This window comes from Campylobacter sp. CS_NA3, assembly GCF_027797495.1.
GTDB lineage: Bacteria > Campylobacterota > Campylobacteria > Campylobacterales > Campylobacteraceae > Campylobacter_B.
The window spans coordinates 684,525-708,192 of sequence record NZ_CP115609.1 but is presented as its reverse complement, the minus strand read 5'-3'; the positions used below and the strand labels follow the sequence as shown (position 1 = coordinate 708,192).

At 35.2% G+C, this 23,668-nt stretch carries 18 protein-coding genes; 13 read left to right on the top strand and 5 right to left on the bottom strand.

Annotated features, from left to right (window positions below):
• Positions 1-19: 19 nt before the first annotated feature.
• The 9 genes from PF026_RS03555 (at position 20) to PF026_RS03515 (ending at position 7,680) form a co-directional block, all read left to right on the top strand.
• Positions 20-1,123, top strand: a complete 1,104-nt coding sequence (locus tag PF026_RS03555) for an MlaE family ABC transporter permease (protein WP_270863790.1) — start codon at positions 20-22, stop codon at positions 1,121-1,123.
• Positions 1,120-1,863 (top strand): ABC transporter ATP-binding protein, encoded by a 744-nt coding sequence (locus PF026_RS03550; RefSeq protein ID WP_270863789.1) that lies wholly within the window; start codon positions 1,120-1,122, stop codon positions 1,861-1,863. Before PF026_RS03555 ends, PF026_RS03550 begins: the two co-directional genes overlap by 4 nt.
• A 3-nt stretch (positions 1,864-1,866) precedes the next feature.
• Complete coding sequence (locus PF026_RS03545) at positions 1,867-2,781, top strand: MlaD family protein (protein ID WP_270863788.1); 915 nt, start codon at positions 1,867-1,869, stop codon at positions 2,779-2,781.
• Entirely contained in the window at positions 2,778-3,329 is a 552-nt protein-coding gene (locus tag PF026_RS03540; protein WP_270863787.1) for a hypothetical protein, read from the top strand. Before PF026_RS03545 ends, PF026_RS03540 begins: the two co-directional genes overlap by 4 nt.
• Entirely contained in the window at positions 3,326-3,880 is a 555-nt protein-coding gene (gene ruvA, locus PF026_RS03535; RefSeq protein ID WP_270863786.1) for a Holliday junction branch migration protein RuvA, read from the top strand. The genes PF026_RS03540 and ruvA overlap by 4 nt, the downstream gene beginning before the upstream one ends.
• A 24-nt stretch (positions 3,881-3,904) precedes the next feature.
• Positions 3,905-4,957 (top strand): D-alanine--D-alanine ligase, encoded by a 1,053-nt coding sequence (locus PF026_RS03530; RefSeq protein WP_270863785.1) that lies wholly within the window; start codon positions 3,905-3,907, stop codon positions 4,955-4,957.
• Positions 4,958-5,015: 58 nt separating this feature from the next.
• Positions 5,016-5,237, top strand: a complete 222-nt coding sequence (locus PF026_RS03525) for a type II toxin-antitoxin system prevent-host-death family antitoxin (protein ID WP_270861422.1) — start codon at positions 5,016-5,018, stop codon at positions 5,235-5,237.
• Between the two features lie 80 nt (positions 5,238-5,317).
• Entirely contained in the window at positions 5,318-6,229 is a 912-nt protein-coding gene (locus PF026_RS03520) for an alpha/beta fold hydrolase (protein WP_270863784.1), read from the top strand.
• Positions 6,230-6,237: 8 nt separating this feature from the next.
• Entirely contained in the window at positions 6,238-7,680 is a 1,443-nt protein-coding gene (locus tag PF026_RS03515) for a Mur ligase family protein (RefSeq protein WP_270870448.1), read from the top strand.
• A 47-nt stretch (positions 7,681-7,727) separates the two neighbouring features.
• Here PF026_RS03515 and PF026_RS03510 read toward each other — a convergent pair whose 3' ends face one another.
• Both PF026_RS03510 and pta read right to left on the bottom strand, forming a co-directional pair.
• Positions 7,728-8,924 carry an acetate kinase gene (locus tag PF026_RS03510; RefSeq protein ID WP_270863782.1) on the bottom strand — a complete coding sequence of 399 codons (1,197 nt, stop codon included), beginning with the start codon at positions 8,922-8,924 and terminating at the stop codon, positions 7,728-7,730.
• Positions 8,924-10,414: a phosphate acetyltransferase gene (gene pta / locus PF026_RS03505; RefSeq protein WP_270870449.1), complete on the bottom strand. Its 1,491-nt coding sequence runs from the start codon at positions 10,412-10,414 to the stop codon at positions 8,924-8,926. Before pta ends, PF026_RS03510 begins: the two co-directional genes overlap by 1 nt.
• A gap of 123 nt (positions 10,415-10,537) precedes the next feature.
• Between pta and PF026_RS03500 the strand changes: the two genes are divergently transcribed.
• The 4 genes from PF026_RS03500 (at position 10,538) to lpxD (ending at position 14,340) form a co-directional block, all read left to right on the top strand.
• Positions 10,538-11,083, top strand: coding sequence for a hypothetical protein (locus PF026_RS03500; protein ID WP_270863780.1), 546 nt, complete (start codon positions 10,538-10,540; stop codon positions 11,081-11,083).
• A 114-nt stretch (positions 11,084-11,197) separates the two neighbouring features.
• Entirely contained in the window at positions 11,198-12,883 is a 1,686-nt protein-coding gene (locus PF026_RS03495) for an acetolactate synthase large subunit (protein ID WP_270863779.1), read from the top strand.
• A gap of 11 nt (positions 12,884-12,894) precedes the next feature.
• Positions 12,895-13,371, top strand: a complete 477-nt coding sequence (ilvN, locus tag PF026_RS03490; protein WP_270861429.1) for an acetolactate synthase small subunit — start codon at positions 12,895-12,897, stop codon at positions 13,369-13,371.
• A 21-nt stretch (positions 13,372-13,392) separates the two neighbouring features.
• Positions 13,393-14,340, top strand: a complete 948-nt coding sequence (lpxD, locus tag PF026_RS03485) for a UDP-3-O-(3-hydroxymyristoyl)glucosamine N-acyltransferase (protein WP_270863778.1) — start codon at positions 13,393-13,395, stop codon at positions 14,338-14,340.
• A gap of 64 nt (positions 14,341-14,404) precedes the next feature.
• On the opposite strand, the gene PF026_RS03480 is transcribed toward lpxD, so the two are convergent.
• From PF026_RS03480 to cysE, 3 genes are all read right to left on the bottom strand, one after another.
• Positions 14,405-21,394, bottom strand: a complete 6,990-nt coding sequence (locus PF026_RS03480; RefSeq protein ID WP_270863777.1) for a hypothetical protein — start codon at positions 21,392-21,394, stop codon at positions 14,405-14,407.
• Positions 21,395-21,713: 319 nt separating this feature from the next.
• Positions 21,714-22,886 (bottom strand): pyridoxal phosphate-dependent aminotransferase, encoded by a 1,173-nt coding sequence (locus PF026_RS03475; RefSeq protein WP_270863776.1) that lies wholly within the window; start codon positions 22,884-22,886, stop codon positions 21,714-21,716.
• 78 nt (positions 22,887-22,964) lie between these two features.
• The gene (gene cysE / locus PF026_RS03470; protein ID WP_270863775.1) at positions 22,965-23,663 is read right to left on the bottom strand and encodes a serine O-acetyltransferase; all 699 of its coding nucleotides are present in this window, start codon (positions 23,661-23,663) and stop codon (positions 22,965-22,967) included.
• Between the last annotated feature and the right edge of the window lie 5 nt (positions 23,664-23,668).

Below are 23,668 nucleotides of genomic sequence, written 5' to 3'. Positions count from 1 at the left end.
AGTTTAGGAGTTTGTAAATTTGGCAAATTCGCCTTTTTCCGTTTTGCAAAACGGCGATGAAACTACTATATATCTTAACGGCGACTGGACTTATAAGCTAAAACAGGCTCATTTTAACGAGCTTAAAAAAAATATTCAAAATGCACGAAATATAAATTTAAACTTTTCAAATTTGAGCGATTTAGACTATTTTGCCGCGGTTTTGCTAAAAAAATCGCTCAGCGGAAAAATTTATAAATTTAGCGATGAAAGCAGGAAAGTTAAAGCCATTTTTGAATTTATAAATGACGAAAATATCGATTTTAAAGATATTCCACAAAAAAATAGTGAAAATATTTTTTCTCAAATCGGACGAAGCGTAGTTTTGGGAATTTCAAATTTACTAAATTTGGCGACATTTTTGGGCGAATTTGTGATTAAATTCTTTCAAATGCTACTTCACCCAAGCAAAATTCGTTTTAAAGAAGTTGTAAATTTTGCCAAAGATAGCGGAATTGATGCGCTTTTTATCGTAGGACTAACTGCTTTTTTAATCGGCGTTGTTTTAGCCTATATCGGCTCTGATATGCTTTCGCAATTTGGCGCAAGTATCTATATAATCGACATTATGGGAACTCTTACCTTGCGTGAAATAGCTCCCTTAATCGCAGCTATCGTAGTTGCGGGACGGACATCATCAAGCTTTACCGCTCAAATTGGCGTTATGAAAATCACAGAAGAGATCGATGCAATGAAAACAATGGGCTTTGATCCATTTTATTTTCTATCAATGCCTCGAATTTTAGCGATGATTTTGATAATGCCGTTTGTCATTTGCATAGCAGATCTTATCAGCATTTTAGCGCAAATGATAGTTTGCAATGCCTATTTGGACATTTTATTTAGCGATTATTTGACTAGATTTAAAGAAGCCGTCGAGCTTAGACATTTTTTTGTAGGACTTATAAAAGCTCCGTTTTTTGGGGCGATAATCGCACTGATTGGCTGTATGCGTGGCTTTGAAGTGCAAGGAAATACGCAAAGTATCGGAATTTACACTACAATTAGCGTTGTAAATGCCATTTTTTGGGTAATTGCGATCGATGCCATTTTTGCGGTAACATTTTCGGAGCTTGGGATATGAGTATTATCAAGGCTACGAATTTAACCACAGCTTTTGGCGAAAAAATAATGCACGACAATGTTAGTTTTAGCGTAAATGAAGCCGAAATTTACGGCTTTTTGGGCGGAAGCGGAAGCGGAAAGACAACGCTAATGAAAACGCTAATTTATTTAAAAGAGCCAAAAAGCGGTAAAATTTCGATGTTTGATGAGAGCGATATTTGGGCTTTAAATGAAAAAAAGCGAAACGAAATTCAGCTAAAATGCGGTGTTATGTTTCAATTTGGAGCATTGTATAGCTCGATGAGCGTTTTAGAAAATGTAGGTGTTTTACTTCGCGAATATAGCGATTATAGCGAAAAAGATATAAACGAGCTATCAAATTTTTGGATTCAAAAAGTGGGTCTAAAAAAAGAACATGCTATGCTAAATCCAAACGAGCTAAGCGGCGGTATGAAAAAGCGAGTTGCCTTAGCAAGAGCCTTAGCATTAAGCCCCAAAATTTTATTTTTAGATGAGCCAAACTCGGGGCTTGATCCTTTGGGTGCAAGAGCCCTTGATAGGCTAGTTTGTGAGTTAAGAGATAGTCTTGGTTTAACCGTTGTTATGGTTACGCATGATGTCGATAGCATTTTTGATATTTTGGATAGATTTTTGATTATCGATAACCGAAAAATCGCATTTGAAGGCGATATTAAAGAGATTGCAAATTTAGAAAATAATCCGCTTGAAGAGCTTTTTAAAATGCGAGATAGGAGTTAAATTTTGGAAAATAGAAGCTCATATACGATTGTGGGAATTTTTGTTATGGTTTGTTTAGCGTTTTTTGGAGCTTTTATGTGGTGGATGGCTACAAAAACCGACCCGAAAGAGGCTTATAGATCATATTTTATTCATACAAAAAATTTACCAACGGGGATAAAAGAAAATAGCGAAGTGCGTTTTTTAGGCGTAAATGCAGGAATTATCAAAAAGATTGATTTTGCCGATGTCGCTAATGGCATTATAGAAATAGAAGTTTCGGTTAAGAAAAAACTTCCCATTTCAAAAGATAGCGTTGCCGAAATCGAAACACAGGGGCTAACCGGAATTTCACATTTAAACATAACTCGTGGTAGCGGGGAGCTTTTTGCTCCAAATGATGAAAAACCGATTATTGCGCTTGACAAAACGCTTTTAGATAAAATAGGTTCTAAAGCAGAAGTTATCACAGATAGTGTCGGCGAGATGATTTTAAAGATAAATACCTTAATGTCGCAAGAAAATATAGAAAAACTAAATGTAACTTTGGCAAATTTAGAAAAATTTAGTGCAAATTTACAAAACGACGAAAGATTTAAAAATATTGATAGTATTATCTCAAATGCCGATAAAATCGTAGCTGATTTAAGTCAGCGAGAGAAAGATTTAGACGAAGTGTTAAAAAATTTCAACACATTTGCAAAGTCGGCGACAAATTTCGCAAACGCTATGAATAAAACGCAAAGTATGATGGCAAAACGCATAGAGCAGGGCGATTATAATATTAAGCAAATTTTAGACCCGACTTTAAGTGAAGCAAAGGTTACTTTGATAGAATTCAATCGTGCATTAAGGGAATTTCAAGGGGCGTTATTTAGGCTTGAAGATAACCCTTATGAATTCTTTTTTAGAGATACCAAAAAGGAAAAAAGAAAGTGAAAAGATTGATAATTTCGGCTTTTGTAGCGTTTTTGTTGGCGGGTTGCTTGGCTAAACAAGGGGCTAGATATGATTATTACGAGCTTAAATTTAGCGGTGATAGATGTAAAAATAGAGTCCAAAATCGCAAAAATATTTTTATAGACAGAGTTATGGCGACAAATTTAGTCGATAGACGCGATATTTTAATTGTGGATTATAAAAACAAGGCTTGGTTTGTAGAAGATTCTAAATTTATCACAATGCCTAGCGAAATGGTCTATAAAGCTCTCATTGACGGGGCGTTTTCTACTTGCGAGTTACGACCTGTTTTTATCTCAAATGAAAATGAGTTAAAACTAAAAACAAGCCTTATCGCACTTCAAGTAAATGGCGATCAAGCCGTTGTTACCATAGGATATGAAATTTTAAATTCGCTAAATAAAGTAAAATCCGGCATTGTTACAAAAAGCGTTTTTGTTCCTGATCCAAGCTCAGAAAGTATTTTTGCAGGTTTAAATAAATCTTTAAATTTAGCGATAGATGACATTTTAAAGGCGGTGCGATGATAGTTGCGATTGAAGGCGTTATAACAAAAAAAGAGCCAACAAACTGCGTGATAAAATTATCAAATGGCATAAGTTATAGTGTAAATATTTCATTAAATTGTAGTGCAAAACTCGAAAAAAATGCTAAAATAGAGCTTCTAATAACTCAGATTATTAGAGAAGATGCAAATTTGCTTTTTGGTTTTTTAGAAACAGACGAGCAAAAAATGTTTGAAATGTTGATAAAATTAAGCGGAATCGGCGCTAGCACAGCTATGGCTGTTTGTTCTAGTCTTAGTAGTGAGAGTTTTTCAAAAGCGGTTATTAACGGCGATACCGCTACGCTAACTAGCGTTCCGGGAATCGGACCAAAAACAGCTAGACGCATAGTGGCTGAGTTAGGGGACGCAAAATTAATGGAATTTTCTAGTGGCGAGAGTTATAAAAACGAAGCGGCGATGGCGTTAGAAAGTCTTGGCTTTAAACGAGATAAGATAAATAAAGTTTTGAGCGAGTGTTCTAGCACGAGTACGGCTGAACTTGTAAAAGAAGCGTTAAAAAAATTAGCTTGATAACAAAAATTTAAAGGAGTTTAAATGAGACTTGGAGTTGTATTTGGCGGTCAAAGTTATGAGCATGAAGTTAGCATAATTTCCGCGATTGCATTGAGTAAGGTATTTAAATCAGAAGATGTTGCATATATATTTTGCGATAAAGATAGAAAATTTTATTTAATCGATCCAAAAAATATGGTTGCGTCTTATTTCAAAGACGGTGCGTATAAAACCGGTGGAATTGGTTTTGGCAAACCAAAAGATTTGCATATTTCAAACGGCGGTTTTTATCTAAACGGAATGTTTTCAAAAGATAAATTTCCTGTTGATGTTTATATAAATTTGATACATGGTTGCGACGGCGAAGACGGCAAAATGGCATCTTTGTTTGATTTCTTTGGCATAAAATACATTGGTCCTAGGATTGAAGCTAGTGTTTTGAGCTATAATAAAATTTTAACTAAAAATTTAGCCGCTCTTGCGGGAGTTAAAACCATAAACTATGCAATCGTTAAGAAAAATTCACTCGCAACATTTAAGTATCCGCTTATTTTAAAACCGGCTAGACTTGGTAGTAGTATAGGCATAGGTATAGTAAATAACTCTCACGAATTAGATATTGCGATGGATAAGGCTTTTGATTTAGATGATACGGCTATAGTCGAGCCGTATGTAGCAAATATAAAAGAATACAATCTTGCAGGTTGTAAGATTGATGGTAAATTTATATATTCAAATATAGAAGAGCCTGTAAAAAAAGATTATTTAGATTTTGATCAAAAATATATGGATTTTTCTCGAACAGGCAAGATAGAACCTGCCGCAGTTGGACAATCGGTCCAAGATAATATGAAGGAAGCGTTTCATAAAATTTACAATACGGGTGGTTTTGACGGAGCTTTGATTAGGTGTGATTTTTTTGTTATAAATAATGAGATTTATCTAAATGAAATCAATCCATGTCCGGGAAGTATGGCAAATTATCTTTTTGATAATTTCACAGAAGTTATCAAAAAATTAGCAAATTCTATTGAATTGCCAAAAGAAATTCCTGTTTCGTATGATTTGATAGACAAACTCATGGATATTAAGTAAAAATATTTAAAATTTTATGCTAAATTTTGCGTAAAATTTTATGAAATGGAGCGATTTTATGATTAATAAAGACGAGATTTATACTGCCACCGAGATTGTTCGCAATTTTAGTAGCGTTTTAAATAAGGTTACAAACGGAGATATTAAAAAAGCTTTGATAGTCAAAAATAACAAATTCGAAGCCGTGCTTTTAAGTATGGCAGAATTTGAAAGATTTGAAAAAGCGGTTGAACTTCTTAAAATCGCATATTCGCAAAGAAAGAGTGAAAATGATAAATAGATTTTCATTCTGTTTTAAAAACACAAATTTTCAAAATTCACACGCTAAATGCCTTTGTGCCAAAGTCGCAAAGGCATAAAATGGCATCAAAAGAGATCGAATATAACGGCGTTTCTTACAAAATTTCATACGAAGCATTAAATACAAATTTGAAGCCTTACATTTTGATTTTACATGGTTGGGGTGCAAAAAAAGAGCTTATGACGGCTGCTTTTAAGGGTAAATTTAGCTCTTTTTCTCAAATTTATGTTGATTTGCCGGGGTTTGGCAAAAGCAGTGTTTCTTTGCCGATTTGCACGAAAGATTACGCTAGTATCATTAAAGAATTTATCGCTAAAATGGGCTATGAGCCGGTTGCTGTTATGGGGCATAGCTTTGGCGGCAAAGTGGCAACCCTGCTAAATCCAAAGAATTTGATTTTGTTAAGTAGTGCAGGAATTTTAGAGCCAAAACCGCTTAAAGTTCGCCTAAAAATCGCTATTTTTAAAATTTTAAAAATGCTAGGGCTTTCTAAATTTTATAAATTTTTTGCCACAAGCGATGTTAATGGTATGAGCAAGACTATGTATGAAATTTTAAAATTAGTTGTAAATGAAGATTTTACTGAGCATTTTAAAAGCGTTAGTTCCACTAAAACGCTCATTTTTTGGGGCAAGGAAGATACTGCCACACACCTTGAAAGTGGAGAAAAAATTCACTCTTTAATCAAAAATAGCAAATTTTATCCGCTTGACGGGGATCACTTTTTTTTCATAAAAAACGGCGAATTTATCGCTAAGACAATAGAAAAAGAGTTAGCCGAATTTGCCATAAATTCGGAAAATTCTATATCAAATTCACAAAATTTAGAAAATTTTGATTTAAATTCGCAAAATTTATCACAAAATTTGCAAGATTTAAGCAGCTTTGAACTTTTTGAAAATCCACAAGATTTTGCACAAAATTCAGCGCAAACTCGTGCAGGTCTGCCAAGTAATAATTTAGAAATTTAGGACTTTTTATGACATTTTTTTTCGTGCTAATTCATATTTTATTTTTACTCGCATTAGGCTTTTACCTAATCACCTGTTTGCAGTGGTTTTCTTATAAATTTGAGCGAATTTTATTCCATTTTACAAAACCGCTTTGGCATGTTTGGTTTTTGATAATTCCGATTATTTTGCATTTTTTAAGTGCATTTTTTGGAACTACCTTTTTTGCGATTTATTTTCTTCTTATTTATCTGCCAAGCCTTATTTTTTGGCACAAAAAACTTGATAAAAAGCTAGTTTTTACACCACGCATTAAACGATTTTTTGGCTTTTTATTGCTTTTTAGCACGATTTTTACGATACTTTGCGCTGTTTTAAAAACTCAAATTTTTCCTTTGTTTTTACCGTTAGCAGCGGCATTTTTGGCAAGTTTTGCCTATGAAAAATACCTATTTTTAAAATTCAAAAATTTAGCAATGCAAAAACTAACGCAAATTCCAAATTTGCTAATCGTTCAAATCACTGCAAGTTATGGCAAAACTAGCATTAAAAACTTTTTGTATCAAATTCTCTCAACCAAATTTAACTGCTACAAAACGCCTCGTTCTGTAAATACTTTGGGTGGGCTAATGAAAGATATAAACGATGATTTGCCTACTTCAACGAAAATTTATATCGCCGAAGCGGGAGCTAGACTTAGTGGCGACATAGCTGAGATTACGCAGTTTTTACGCCCACAGCTCGTCGTCGTCGGTGAAATAGGGGCGCAACATATCGAGTATTTTAAAAGCGTTGAAAATGTGCGAAAAACCAAGCTTGAAGCCTTGCAAAGCCCAAATTTGCAAAAGGCGTTTTTGCATACCACGACGAATTTGTCTAGTGGCGAAAATAGGGTAATTTATAATGAAAATTTGCAAATTTTAAGTGCAAATTTAGACGGAATTAAATTTTCTTTGAAATTTGGCGATGAATTCAAAGAATTTTTTGCGCCGATTTTGGGCGAATTTAATGCCGAAAATTTAGCAGTTTGCATAAAAATCGCCGAATTTTTGGGGCTTAAATACGATGAAATTTACGAAGCAGTTGCAAATTTGCAAAGCGTAGAGCATAGGCTGCAAAAAATCGAAGCAAACGGAAAAATCATCATCGATGATAGCTTTAACGGAAATTTAGCAGGAATGCTTTCTAGCTACGAGCTTGTGCGAACTTTTAACGGCAGAAAGGTCATCATAACGCCCGGAATCGTCGAAAGCACAAAAGAAGATAACGAAAAATTAGCCGAAAAAATCAATGAAATTTTTGATTTGGTTATGATAACGGGAGAGCTAAATTTAGCGACACTTCAAAGCAAAATCGCACCCGAGAAACTAATAATCATAAAAGATAAATCAAAACTGACCGAAAATTTAGCAAAATTTACGATGCAAGGCGATTTGATACTATTTTCAAACGACGCCCCGAGTTTTATATAGAGATTTAAATTCAGGCGTTTTCCGCCTGAATTTATTTGAATAAATTTTTAAATCAAATTCTTTGATTTTAAGACTTCTACTGTGAGTTCAGCAATAGCCAATTCTTCATTTGTCGGTATGATTAAGGTTTTGATACTAGCATCAGCCGTGCTTAAATCTCTATTGATTTTTCTGCGAACGCTATTTTTTGCTTTGTCAATTTTGATACCAAAGTGCGCTAATTTATCGCAAACTTTCTCGCGTAAAATATTGGCATTTTCACCGATACCGCCTGTAAAAACGATAGCATCAATTTTTCCTAATGCTGCATAATATGCGCCGACAAGTTTGACTATTTGATATACAAGCATATCGTAGGCTAGTTTTGCCTTTTCATCACCTGCTTCCATTAATTCTTCGACCTTTCGCAAATCGTTAGTTCCGCAAATGCCAAAAAGACCACTTTTTTTATTCATTATAGTATCCATTTCCTGTGCGCCATATCCAGCTGCTCTTTCCATATATGGAATTATTGCAGGATCAATTGAGCCACACCTTGTTCCCATCATAAGCCCTTCAAGTGGCGTCATACCCATAGAAGTATCAATGCATTTCCCGTTTTTAATAGCAGTTATACTTGAACCGTTTCCTAAATGTAGCGTGATAGCATTAAATTTTTCGTAATCAATTCCCAAAAATTCAGCTGCCGTGCGCGAAACAAACCAATGAGAAGTGCCGTGCGCTCCGTATCTACGAACTTTATTTTTTTCATAAAATTCATAAGGTAAGGCATACATATAAGCATGACGCGGCATACTTTGATGAAAAGTTGTATCAAACACAGCTACATTTGGTGTTTTAGCAGCACTTATGCAAGATTTTATTCCTGCTAAATTTGCAGGATTATGGAGTGGAGCTAATGGACAAAGTTCTTCGATTTTATTTAAAACATCATCATCAACCAAAACTGCTTTATCGAAATAATCAGCCCCTTGCACTATGCGATGCCCAATGCCTTCAATGTCATTTATGTCTTTTAGAACAGAGCTATCTTTTAAAAGCCTATACATTACTTCGATACCTTCTTCATGTGTTTTTATGTGTTCTGTTATGTCTGTGTGGAAAATGGTAGTTGCGATAGAAGCCTTTGAATGCTCAGAGCCGATTTCTTCGATGACACCGCTTGCAAGACAGGATTTATTATCCATATCGAAAAATTTAAATTTAATTGAACTACTACCTGAATTAATTACTAAAATTTCCATTAGTTTTCTCCTGCTTGAATTGCGCTAATTAAAATCGTATTTACGACATCCTCTACTAAACAGCCTCTACTTAGATCATTTACAGGCTTTTTTAAACCTTGTAAAATCGGTCCTATCGCAACGGCACCAGATGTTCTTTGAACGGCTTTGTAACAAATATTTCCGCAGTTTAAATTTGGAAAAATAAATACATTTGCATTTCCTGCAACCTTTGAATTTGGAAGTTTTTTAGCAGCAACGATTTTATCAACCGCTGCGTCAAATTGAATTGGTCCTTCGATGTCCAAATTTGGAGCTAATTCTTTTGCTAAATTTGTCGCATTTATCACAAATTCTACATCTTCGCCGCTTCCGCTTGATCCTGTTGAATAGCTAAGCATTGCTATTTTTGGATCGATTCCAAAGGCACTAGCAGTAGCAGCTGAACTCACTACGATTCCGGCAAGTTGCTCTGCGGTCGGATTTGGCGTAATGGCACAATCTGCAAAAAGATAGACTTCGCTATCCATACACATTAAAAACGATCCGCTCACAGTTGAAACGCCCGGTTTCATTTTTATGGTTTGAAGAGCAGGGCGTATCGTCTCAGCCGTGGTCGTGCTAGCACCGCTTACCATAGCGTCGCAAATGCCGCTATAAACGAGCATTGTGCCAAAATAAGTTCTATCTTTCACCAAAGCTTTTGCTTTTTCTAGTTCCATTCCTTTTGCTTTGCGAAGTTCGTAAAGTGTATTTGCAAATTCATCGCTATATTCATTATTTGCAGGGTTTATAATGCGAATTCCGTCTAAATTTAGACCTAAATTTTTTGCTTTTGAATTGATTTCATTTTCATCGCCAAGAAGCACGATTTTAACGGCTTTGCTTTCATTTATAATATGAGATGCTTTTAAAATTCGCTCATCATCGCTTTCAGGCAGGACGACTGATTTTAAATTTGAAGCCGCTTTTGCGTAAAGATCATTTTCAAATCGAAGCGGAGTAACTATATTTGGCATTTTTGCTTCTAATAAATCAAAAAATTTGCTTTCGTTTGTAATTTCGTTTAATGCAAATTTTTCTCCGCTATCAAAAACAAAATTTTCTTTTATCAAATTTAGCGAATTTTGTGCATTTGCAATTTTTGCTAAATTTTTAAAAAAATCGGCTTCTTTTTCGTCTTCAAAACAAGCAAGAATTTGTAAATTTAAGTGTTTTGAAAGTTCTAAATTAAGATTTGTTTTATTAAACATTTTTAAATCAAAAAATCCATTTACTATTATAAAATCCCCATTTTTCCGCATTTCATCGAATTTCGAAATAATCGTTTTTATAAATTTAGATTTTTCACCTTTTGCTAAAAGCTCGAACGCGCTTTTTTCATCAAAGCACGAAAACTCGCCGTCTCCGATAGGTTCAAAAATTTTTATATTTTTGAATTTTGAGCCAAGAATTTGGCTGATTTTAGGCAAAATAGCCTTAGAGAAAGTTAGAATGTAAATTCCGTTCATTGTCCGTCCTTTTTAAAAAAATCTTTTGATTGTATCATATTTATTTATTTTTTTAAATTTGATTTATCATAAATTTAATAAAAACACATAAAATTTAATTACTTTTTAAAAAAGGCAATATAGATGAAAAAAATTATCTTAATTTTGGTTTTTTTTGAACTCGCATTTGGTAAAATAAACATAAATGACGCCGATAGATACGAGCTTATGACGATTGGCAAACTCGATGCAGGACGAGCCGATATGCTTATAAACTATCGCAAAAATAAAGAAATCACCGATAAAAATCAACTAAAACTAATCACAGGTTTTAACGGATACGACACTAGTATTTTAGAAGAAAATTTTGACATAAAAGAAAAAGAAAAACCGGTTGTTAAAGAAGAGCCAAAAGAAGAACCTAAAACCATTATTCAGCCTGTGCAAGTGGTAGAAAAAACACGCATAATTCACGCTCCGCCAAGATACCGTCGCGAAACCACCTATGGAGATATAACTATCACAGAAACCGGCGGCCTAAGACCGCCGTATCGAAACTCGCATAGAATTCCAAATCGCAGATACGATAACCCACATAGAATTCCACAAAGAAACAGCGATTGTTTTATAAACGGAGATAACATTTGCATAAACGGTGAAATAAATTTTGGATTTCAAAAACGGTGGTAAGTGTGTAAATTTTTCACATTTTAGCTAAATTTAATGTTAAATTTGCAAATTTAAGCCGAATTTGGCGAATTTTTGATTATAATACAAGATTAACTTTATCAAAAAGGTATAAATATGCAGAATTTAAACGGTTCGCAGATGATTATGGAAGCTTTGCGTGAAGAGGGCGTTAAAGTGGCGTTTGGTTATCCAGGCGGGGCTGCGCTTAACATTTACGACGAGATTTACAAACAAGATTATTTCAAACATATTTTTGTTCGTCACGAACAAGCAGCCGTCCATGCAGCTGACGGATACGCAAGAGCTAGTGGAGAAGTCGGCGTTGCTTTTGTTACAAGTGGTCCTGGTTTTACAAATGCCGTAACAGGATTAGCAACTGCTTATATGGATTCAATCCCGCTTGTGCTAATTAGTGGTCAGGTTGCAAATTCGCTAATCGGAACAGATGCTTTCCAAGAAATCGATGCTATCGGCATTTCTCGACCTTGTGTAAAACATAATTATTTAGTAAAAGATATTTCTGAACTTCCTAGAATTTTAAAAGAAGCATTTTATATCGCTCGTTCTGGAAGACCGGGTCCTGTTCATATCGATGTGCCAAAGGATGTAAGTGCGGCTATGGGCGAGTTTGATTATCCGAAAGAGATAAAAATGCAAACATATAAACCTACTTACAAAGGCAACGCAAAACAGATCAAAAAAGCCGTAGAACTAATAGCAAATTCAAAAAGACCGATTTTGTATTTGGGTGGCGGCGTTATAGCTTCAAATGCAAGTGATTTGGTGCGAGAATTTGTCGAAATCACGCAAATTCCGACAGTTGAAACATTAATGGCTTTGGGTAGTTTAAATTACGATGATCCAAATCGCCTTGGTATGGTAGGGATGCACGGAAGCTATGCCGCAAATATGGCGATGAGCGAAACCGATTTGATTATCGCTTTGGGTGCGAGATTTGATGATAGGGTTACAGGAAAACTTAGCGAATTTGCAAAAAATGCAAAAATTATTCATGTTGATATTGACCCAAGTTCGATTTCAAAAATCGTAAATGCGCATTTTCCAATCGTCGGCGATGTTAAATCTGTCTTAGAAGAGATGCTCCCACGCGTAAAAGAAGAAGTTTCTAGTGAAAATTACGCAGATTGGCGAGAGCTAATCAAAAAATATGATGAAATCCACCCGCTTAAATTTAAAGATAGTGATGAAGTTTTAAAACCGCAATGGGTTGTTAAAAAAACAGCCCAAATGCTAAATGATGACGCTATTATCGTAACTGATGTCGGACAACACCAAATGTGGGTAGCGCAGTTTTATCCGTTTAAAAAACCACGCACGCTTCTAACTAGCGGCGGACTTGGCACAATGGGCTTTGGTATGCCATCGGCTATGGGAGCAAAATTTGCAAAACCAGACAATCAAGTTGTAAATTTTGTCGGAGACGGGTCAGTTTTAATGAATATCCAAGAGCTTATGACAATGGTTGAAAATAAGCTAAATGTCGTAAATATCATACTAAATAACAACTTTTTGGGTATGGTTAGACAGTGGCAAACGCTATTTTACGGACAGAGATTTTCATCTACAAATTTGCAACTTCAACCTGATTTTGTAAAATTAATCGAGAGCTTCGGCGGTATTGGATTTAGCGTTAAAACAAAAGCCGAATTTGAAAACGCACTTAGCGAAGCGTTAAAAAGCGACAAAGTAAGTTTTATCGAAGTTAAAATCGATCGCTTTGAAAATGTATTGCCTATGGTTCCAGCTGGCGGTGCTTTATATAATATGATTTTGGATTAAAAGGGCGAAAAATGTGTAATGAAAGCATAAGAAGAATAATTTCTGTTATAGTTTTAAACGAGCACGGCGTTTTAAGCCGAATTTCAGGGCTTTTTGCAGGGCGTGGTTATAATATCGATAGCCTTACAGTCGCTCCGATTCCAAATACAAATTTATCCCGTTTTACAATCGTAACTTCGGGCGATAAAAGGGTAATAGAGCAGATTGTAAAGCAACTTCACAAGCTTATTCCTATTTATAAGGTTATCGAAGATGCTGAATTTGTCGAAAAAGAGATGGTTTTAGTAAAAATTTCGCTAAATGAAAGTTTGGCAGGACTTGATGCGCTTTTAAGTGCATATAACGGAAGCGTTGTAAATAGCGATGAAAATTGCCTAATTTTAATGGCGTGTGATGATTCGACTAGAATCGACGGTTTTTTAAAGACTATCAAAAAATACAATCCGATTGACATCGTTCGAAGCGGTTCAGTTGCACTTGATATATAAAATTTACAAAAGGATTTAAAGATGAAACTTTCAAAAATTTGTGAGATTTTAAGTATCGAATTTAACGGAAAAGATTTTGAAGTTTCGACTTTAAATTCGCTAAAAAATGCCACTGCGAGCGAGCTAAGCTACTGCGATAGCGATAAAAATGCTAAATTTATCGCTGATAGCAAAGCCGGATTTTTGCTTGTTAAAAAAGGCACGGCTGTGCCAAATTCGGCTATTGCATTAGAGTGTGAAAATCCACATTTGGCATTTGCGATTTTAAGCAAATATTTTGCAAAACCGCTACTTGGCGAAAAAATCGAGCCAAAAATAGCTGGTTCTGCAAATATTATGCCAAATGTTTATATCGGTTCAAATTCGCAAATCGGCGAAAACTGCATAATAATGCACGGTGCATTTATCGGCGAAAATGTTAAAATCGGCGATGATTGTATTATTCACCCAAATGTCGTTATTTATAATGATACTATTATCGGAAATCGTTGCGAAATTCAAGCAAACGCAGTCATCGGCAGCGACGGCTTTGGATATGCTCATACCAAAGAGGGCAGACATATAAAAATTTATCACAACGGCATAGTTGAACTTGAAGACGATGTCGAAATCGGAGCTTGCACGACGATTGATAGGGCTGTTTTTGAAACTACGCTTATCAAAAAATGCACAAAAATCGATAATCTCGTTCAAATCGGACACAACTGCGTTTTAGGGGAAGGTTGTTTGATAGTTTCGCAAACAGGTCTAGCTGGTTCAACGACGCTTGGTCGAAATGTCGTCATGGGCGGACAAAGCGGAAGCGCAGGGCATGTAAGTGTCGGCGATTTCGCACAAGTCGCAGCGCGTGGCGGAGTAAATAGAAGCCTAGAAGGCGGAAAAGCTTACGCCGGATACCACCCGATAATGGAAATCAAAGAACACCTTAAATTTAGTGCAAAAATAGTTAGATTTTTTAAAGATAAATAATACCAAATTCAAAAAAACCAAAGTCGCACAAACGACTTTGGTTTTGAAATTTTAATTAGTTCGATTAAAACGCAATGCTAATCGCCATTTGCGCACTTACACCTTCTTGTTTGCCGACATAGCCTTTTACGCCTACATCAAATTTAAGCGTTTCATCTTTTTTATACTCGTAGCCGATTTCGCCGATTCCTGTCGAACCACGCAAACTTGGTTGTTTCATTTCTGCGTTGCTACCTAAGACTAGCACTCTACCGCTGGCTTTTGAATCAAATTCATACTCATAGGCTGCACCTGCGTAAATAGCGTGATTTTCATTAAATTTATAATCATCTTTGAAACCAAGTCTGATTTTTTTAGATTGAACTGCGTCAAATTCGGTTTTAGTGCCGTTAAGCGTGGTATCGGCTGATTCGATATGGGTGTAAAAAAATCGTCCGTAAATATCTAAATTATTATTTGCATTTAAATCATAAATTTTTCCAAGCCCCGCATGGAAAGCATAGTAAGTTGATTTTAAATCAAAATTATAATTTTCTCTAACTCCGTTTAATGTCAAATCTCCGTTAAATTCGGTAACTAATTGACCGATTCTAAATGTCGCTTCAAAATATGAGCCTGAGTTATTTTCTTGTTTTCCAAAGAAACCACCGCCTATGTAGTAGTTTTTGCCATCCCCATGTGTGCCGTCATCAAGATAGGCATCATAGTTTGAAAAACCATAGTCTAAAAATGGTCCCATTGTAAATTCGCCACTGCTATTTGTGCCTTTGCTAGCAAAACCTGCATTTGCATTAAAACCACGCGTATCGACATGAGAGCCTGTGTTAAAGCGCTTGTCATAACTTTCTGTTATAGCATAAGGGAAAAGCTCACTAAATGCATCAGGGATTACTCTATCTAAGTGATTTGCGATTAGATATTGTCCTTGCCAAAGAGCCCCAAGCGCTCCAAGTCTAGCTTCGTTAAAAATTTTAGTTTGATTTGTGCTTGTGCCGCCAGAACCGCCTTTATAAACCAAATCAAGCGAATTTGTTTCAGCAGTTGCGATAGCACCGATTTGTACTTTTACAGTGCTAGGATTTGAGACAACTTGTCCGTTGTCAGCTTTTAAAAGATGAATTCTACCGCTTGTAAATTTACTAACATCGTTGATAAATACATTAATATTTGACATAGATACATCGGTATTGCTTCCATCTTTTATTTCTATAACAGTTTCATTAGGTTTTGGATCAGGTAAATACATATTGATAGTATCAAAATTCGTAACATTACTGATTTTAATTTTATTCATTTTTATAGGATTTGTATTGTCTTTGCCGACATTTAGTGTATTGCCTGTGCTATCGCTTCCGCCGATAGCTGTATTGCTTAAATCTAAATCACTATTTTTATCGTCAGGATCTATCGTAACAGTGTTACCTGTTTTTGATTTACCAAATTTTTCAAATACATCATCACCTATTGAAGAACCTATATTTTCTTTGATTTCACTGTTAGCTATTATATAGATATTTTTTTGTGCCATTGCATCAGCAAACATACCGCGTAAATTTCGTGTATAAGTTTGACTATCAATAATTCTATAATTTTGATCGCTCTGTGTTACATCGATTGCAACCGAGCCGTCACCTATTGTCTTTTCAGCGGCTCCGTAGGCATAGTTTTCCAATTTTTTATAATTTACATTTGCTTTATTTTCGTGAGCAATCAAATAATATTTTTGATTTGCACTAAGTCCATAATCAGAATTTGAGCTATACTTATTTCCATTTAACCAAATTTCAACTCCGTCTAAATTCGTATCATCATTAGCAGAACTCAAAATAAGCGCCGAACTGGCTACATCGGTAGTAGAAGCTATATTTCCTGTAAAATTCATAATATTAAAGTTAGCCACATTTCCTGCTTTTAGCTGAGTATCCTTTACATTTAGAGTATTGCCTGTTGTGCCATTGTTTCCACCATAGATTGTTCCTGTAACTTCACCTTTTTCAAAGTTTGCGATATTGTTATTTGTAGCTCCTGATTGGCTATATCCTACATAAATATTACCTTCTACTTTATCGCCTTTTATGTTGATAGTATTATTTGAAGCTTCGCCACTACTGCTTTTTCCTACATAGATATTTGTAGCTTTTACATTTGTTACATCTAGCGTATTATTTGAAGTATTTCCGCTATTGCTATTAGCTAAGATGAAATCCCCTGTTATTGTTATGTTTTCAGGCATTGTATAGGTAGCGTTTTCTAAATTTGTAGAATTTGATTTAGCTACTGTTAAAGAGCCTGTTATTGTTTTGTTTTCTGCATTAATTAATTTATTTGTAGCTATATCTATGTTTCCGTTATCAGTTTGAGCTAGTGTAATATCTGCTGTTACACTAGTATTATTTAAATCAACAGTGTTGTTTGAAACTTTACCTGATTTAGAATATCCACCTATGATTGTAGCGTTACTTAAATTTGCACCTTGATTGATATAGATATTGTTGTTACTTGTATCATTGTTATCGCTATAACCACCATAGATTGTTTTACCGTTAAGATTACCTGCACTTGCTTCGATATAGATTTGGTTGTCTTTGTTATCAGGTTTTTTGAATTTGGTAAATTCATCGGTGTTAAATTCTGTATTGCTCCAAGTTTCTTTGAATTCATTTGCACCTGTAATATAAAGATCTTTTTCATCTTTGCTTACAAACATACCTGCTAGATTTCTTGTATAGGTATCTTTATCTAAAATTTTATAAACTTGATCTGTTTGAAGTGCGCCTACTGCCGTGTCACCATTTCCTACTGTGCTACTTGGATTTGGCATAGAAGCATTAGCTATTTTATCGTAGTTTGTTAATGTGCTGTTTTCTTTATGGATTAGATAGTATTTGCTATCTTTATCTAGCGTAGCATAACCCGGATTTTTTTCTATATCGTATTGGTTATCTGAAATATCTATTCTAACTCCGCTTAAATCAGTTGCTTCATTTTTAGTTATAATCAAAGCTGCATTAGCACTATTATTCTTAGTAGAAGCTAACTTGTTATTGCTATTGTCGAAATTTATAACTTGGAAATTCGCCACATTTCCTGCTTTTAGCTTAGTATCCTTTACATTTAGAGTATTGCCTGTTGTGCCATTGTTTCCACCATAGATTGTTCCTGTAACTTCACCTTTTTCAAAGTTTGCGATATTGTTATTTGTAGCTCCTGATTGGCTATATCCTACATAAATATTACCTTCTACTTTATCGCCTTTTATGTTGATAGTATTATTTGAAGCTTCGCCACTACTGCTTTTTCCTACATAGATATTTGTAGCTTTTACATTTGTTACATCTAGCGTATTATTTGAAGTATTTCCGCTATTGCTATTAGCTAAGATGAAATCCCCTGTTATTGTTATGTTTTCAGGCATTGTATAGGTAGCGTTTTCTAAATTTGTAGAATTTGATTTAGCTACTGTTAAAGAGCCTGTTATTGTTTGATTATTTGCATTATTTAGTTTATTTGAAGCTATATCTATGCTTCCGTTATCAGTTTGAGCTAGTGTAATATTTGCTTCTACACTAGTATTGTTTAAATCAACAGTGTTGTTTGAAACTGTACCTGATTTAGAATATCCGCCGATGATTGTAGCATTACTTAAATTTGCACCTTGATTGACATAGATATTGTTGTTGCTTGTATCATTATTATCGCTATATCCGCCATAGATTGTTTTACCACCTAAATCACCAGCGTTTGCTTCGATATAGATATGATTATCTTTGTTATTAGGTTTTCCGAATTTAATAAATTCATTACTGTTAAATTCGTTATCGCTGTTAGACCAGTTTTCTTCTACTTCATTTGCACCTGTAATATAAAGATCTTTTTCATCGCTACTTACAAACATACCTGCTAGATTTCTTGTGTATAAAGCAGAGCTTTTTATCTTGTAAATTTGATCTGTTTGAAGTGCGCCTACTGCTATATCTCCATTTCCTACTGTGCTACTTGGATTTGGCATAGGGGTATTTGTGATTTGATCGTAGTTTGTTAATGTGCTGTTTTCATTACGGATTAGATAGTATTTGCTATTTTTATCTAGCGTAGCATAACCCGGATTGTTTTCTATATTGTATGGGTTATTTGAAATATCTATTCTAACTCCACTTAAATCAGTTGCTTCATTTTTAGTTATAATCAAAGCTGCATTAGCATTATTATCCTTAGTAGAAGCTAACTTGTTATTGCTATTGTCGAAATTTATAACTTGGAAATTCGCCACATTTCCTGCTTTTAGCTGAGTATCCTTTACATTTAGAGTATTGCCTGTTGTGCCATTGTTTCCACCATAGATTGTTCCTGTAACTTCACCTTTTTCAAAGTTTGCGATATTGTTATTTGTAGCTCCTGATTGGCTATATCCTACATAAATATTACCTTCTACTTTATCGCCTTTTATGTTGATAGTATTATTTGAAGCTTCGCCACTACTGCTTTTTCCTACATAGATATTTGTAGCTTTTACATTTGTTACATCTAGCGTATTATTTGAAGTATTTCCGCTATTGCTATTAGCTAAGATGAAATCCCCTGTTATTGTTATGTTTTCAGGCATTGTATAGGTAGCGTTTTCTAAATTTGTAGAATTTGATTTAGCTACTGTTAAAGAGCCTGTTATTGTTTGATTATTTGCATTATTTAGTTTATTTGAAGCTATATCTATGCTTCCGTTATCAGTTTGAGCTAGTGTAATATCTGCTATTACACTAGTATTGTTTAAATCAACAGTGTTGTTTGAAACTTTACCTGATTTAGAATATCCGCCTATGATTGTAGCATTTGATAGGTTGGCGTCTTGATTAATAGAAATGTTATTGTCTGAAACATTGCCTTTTTCGCTATATCCGCCATAGATTGTTTTACCACCTAAATTACCAGCGTTTGCTTCGATATAGACTGTGTTGCCTTTGTTTGACGGCTGATTAAATCTATTAAATTCGCCATCGTTAGTATTGTCATAATTGCCAAATTCTTTATCAGACCAATCTTCTACTATGCTGTCTGTTCCTGTAATTAAAAGACTTTTATTATTTTCTACAAACATACCGCGTAGATTTCTTGTGTAAGTATTAGCGTCCAAAATTCTATAAACTTGGTCAGGTTGATATGCATCGACTATCTCTAATTCTATTGTTTGGTTGTTTTCGTATTTGATTTTATCGCCTTTGCGTTTTTCGTTTTGCGGTTCAGCAATTTTTATCTTATCGTAGTTTTCCAAATTTTCATTAGATTTTATTAAATAGTATTTGCCCGGTTTAGTTAAATCGACAGTTGTATTGTCGTATGTATAATTAAGTGTATCACCTATGCCGTAATTTGCTTGGGATGAGCCATCTTCTCGTGTCAAGTTTTCGTCTATGTCGTTGTTTGCCTTAGCACCACCTGTAACAACAGATATTTTTTCTAGCGTTTTTGCGTTATATGAAACGGTATTTTTGGTTAGTGCTTCTATTGCCTTGGCTCCACCGCTTCCATCACCCCTATCTTTGATACCCAATGTGTCATTATTTTCGCCACCGACTCTTATTCGGACAGTGTCTGTATTTAGGGTAGTTTGCAAAAATTTAATCTCAGTGTTATTTAAATCAGAACCCTTATTCCCGGTTAAATTTAACACAGCTTTGCCGTTTTTTTCAAGGGTATTGAATTGCAAACTATCAAATCCAGTAATTGCACCTGCATTTATAGTACCGATACTACTTGTGTCTTTGCCTAGGATTAGGGTGTTTTTGTTACCGTTATTTCCGCCACCGACTATGCCTGAGACTTCGCCTTTGATTAGATATACAGCATTTCCACTCGTTTCACCACCCTGAGTATATCCGCCGTAAATATTTTCGCTAATAGTGCCACCAGACATAATAACAAGATTATCTTTTGCTGTTCCGTCAGCACCTTCTCTTACTTCGCCACTATAAGCAGATTTTAGCTCGGTAGTGCCATTGATGACAAGTATATTATCGCTTGTGTTGCCTAGTTCGCTACCGCCACCGACTACGATACCTTTTGCAAATTTTAAGTCATTTATATATGCTCTGTTGCCAACTGCTTCTGTATTTGATAGAGTAGTGGTGTTGGTCTTAATACCGCCCGCATATATAGTATCACTAGCGTTTGGTATTTTTACATTATCTAAGATAAGCTGATTATAGCGATTATTTCCTGTCGCTTTGCCTTGTGAATAACCACCAAAAATACTAACATTGTCGCGATTTAGTGTCGTTCCGCCACTTATAAATAGGGTATTGTATTCACTATCTCCCGCTCCGTAAGTGGTTCCAGCACGAAGATCTCCCGATTTAGCTTTTTGTGAATATCCACCACCTACTATAACGAGAGTATTATACTTGGCGTGATTTTTATCATCGGTTGCAGCCTGTGCTTGACCGCCCCATACGCTTCCAAATGTTGAATCTTTTATATAAACATGGTTGTTGTAAATTGTGCTATTATTGTCTGCATGATTACTACCTTTTCCGCCATAGATATAGTAGGTTACATCTGAGTTGCTTATTTCTACTGTATTATTTTTGGCTTCACCGCCTGTTCTATCGACTCTACCACCTATGACAGAAGGATAAATGGTTCCACTGCCTATTGTAATATTAGAATCTTTGATTATAAGTTTATTTTCTTGGGCAATCGAACCTTCGCTACCATCGCCTTCTGCTCTACCGGCCATAATATTTCTTGAAGAGTTAGGACCTTGAATATTTGCATTTTCGATATTTATTTTATTGCCAGAAATATTTGAATCTGCAACCCCTTTTGCATAACCACCATAAGCATCTCTGTTAGGGCTAAATGTAAAGCCGTCTGTGGAGGTGCCGCTAATAGTAACCGAAGCGCCTGTTGTCAATTTGTTTCCTGCACTATCTACGCCTACATACGGACTGGCATTATTAGTTCCGATAATCTTATCGGCATTTGCGATATTTACACCGCCAACGGCAAATAAAAATGTCGCCAAAACAATGCTGAAATTGTTAAATTTGTAGTTTTTCATAGCAAATCCTTTTGCATAACAAATATAAATCAAAACTCATTTTTTGATTTATATCCCGATTCTAGCATAAAAAATTATATGTTTTATGTTTTATATCCTAAATTTGCTAAAAGTAGCCTAGTATATGTTTTCAAATAGCACAAAATAGGACTGATTTATAATATTTGTTTATTAAATTTATCAAGAAGTTTAAGAAAATAAAAAAGTTTATCAAAACAAAAAAAAAAAAAAACGAATTACAAAATAATGATAAAATAAGAATTTAAAAGAAAAATCCGTAAATTTGAGCTAAATTTACGGATTTAAATTTGCAAATTTATTAAGCTTTATAATTTTTAACAAATTCGGCTATGCGTGAAATGCCTGTTTTTAGCTCGTCCATGCTACAAGCAAAGCTAACTCTAAAATGTCCGTCCATACCAAACCCACAGCCCGGCACAGTCGCTACTAGCGCATTTTCAAGCAAATTCATACAAAATTTCATACTATCTTTTTCGACCTTTGAGCAGTCGATAAATAGATAAAACGCCCCGTCAGGTTTAACTACGCTTAATCCGTCAATCGCATTTATCGCTTCTACGGCGTAATCGCGGCGTTTCCCAAATTCTTTTCTCATCATTTCGATATAATCATCAGCTTCGCCGTTTAGTACAGGAATCGCACCTGCTTGAACTATGCTAGAAATGTTGCTTGTGCTTTGGCTTTGAAGTTTTCGCATGGCTGCTGCTAGCTCATCGATCGCAGTTGCGCAGTATCCAAATCTCCAACCCGGCATCGCTCCACACTTGCTAAGTCCGTTTATAGTGATAGTTCGCTTAAACATATCTTCGCTGATACTTGCAACGGCTACAAATTTTTTATCAAAAATGATTTTTTCGTAAATTTCATCGGCTAAAACCAAAATTTCAGTGCCTTTTAGCACTTCTGCTATGCTTTCAAGCTCTTCTTTGCTATAAACTGCACCGCTTGGATTGCTAGGACTGCAAAGCACAAGGGCTTTTGTTTTTGGTGTAATTGCTTTTTTTAGCTCTTCTGCTGTGATTTTGTATCTATTTTCGGCTTTTGTGTCGATAATGACAGGTTTTCCGCCACAAAATTTAACGATTTCAGGGTAGGTTACCCAGTATGGTGCAGGAATTATAACCTCATCGCCGCTATCTATAATGCACTCAAAAATGTTAAATAATGAGTGTTTTGCGCCCACATTTGTGATGATTTGACTAGTTTTATAAGTTAAATTATTATCTCGTTTTAATTTGCCGACAACAGCGTTTAAGATTTCATTTGTTCCCGGAATCGGCGTGTATTTACCGCAGCCTTTTTCCATTGCGCCAATAACGGCTTTTTTAGAAACTTCTGCCGTATCAAAGTCAGGCTCACCTGCACTAAAAATAACGACATCTTTTCCTTGTGCTTTTAGTTCTTTTGCTTTTGAGCTAATTGCGATTGTAAGGCTCTCAGAAAGTCTTCCTATGCGATTTGAAAGTATCATATTTCCTCCTAAATTTAGCAAACATTATTTATACCAAAATCGGCTTAAAAAATAGCTTAAATTCAGCAAATTTTAATGTTAATTTTTTAGCGAATTTAAGTAAGATTCATATTTTTTATCCAGCTCTCTATCTTTTATGCCAAGCTCGATATTATTGTCGGTTAGGCAATTTTCCAAATTTTCTATTCTGCCGATGAGATACTTGATAAGCTCTTTTGAAATATCAGGGATTTTATCGTGCGCAAACGGATCTTTGTCGCAAGTGCCAACAACTCGTGCCGGAACGCCAACGGCTGTGGAATTCGCAGGTATGTTTTTTACCACGACCGAATTTGCTCCGACCTTTGAATTTGCTCCGATTGTGATATTTCCTAAAATTTTAGCTCCCGCTCCTACGACGACGCCGTCTTCAAGTGTCGGGTGGCGTTTTTCTTTTCCTAAACTAACTCCACCAAGCGTAACGCCTTGATAAATAAGGCAGTTATTTCCTATCTCGGCAGTTTCGCCGATAACCAAGCCTGTGGCATGGTCAAAAAATACATTTCGCCCGATTTTCGCACCCGGATTTATATCAACCGCCGTTAAAATGCGCGAAACCCCTGAAATAAATCTTGCGAAGCGTTTGAAATTTCGCTCGTAAAAAAAGTGAGCAAAGCGATAGTTGATTAACGCCCAAACGCCCGGATAACAAAAAAACAGATCGCAAATTCCGTTATACGCCGGATCTTGGCGTTTTGGTTCAGTAAAGTCTTCTTTTAAAATTTGCCAAAAACTCATTTTTT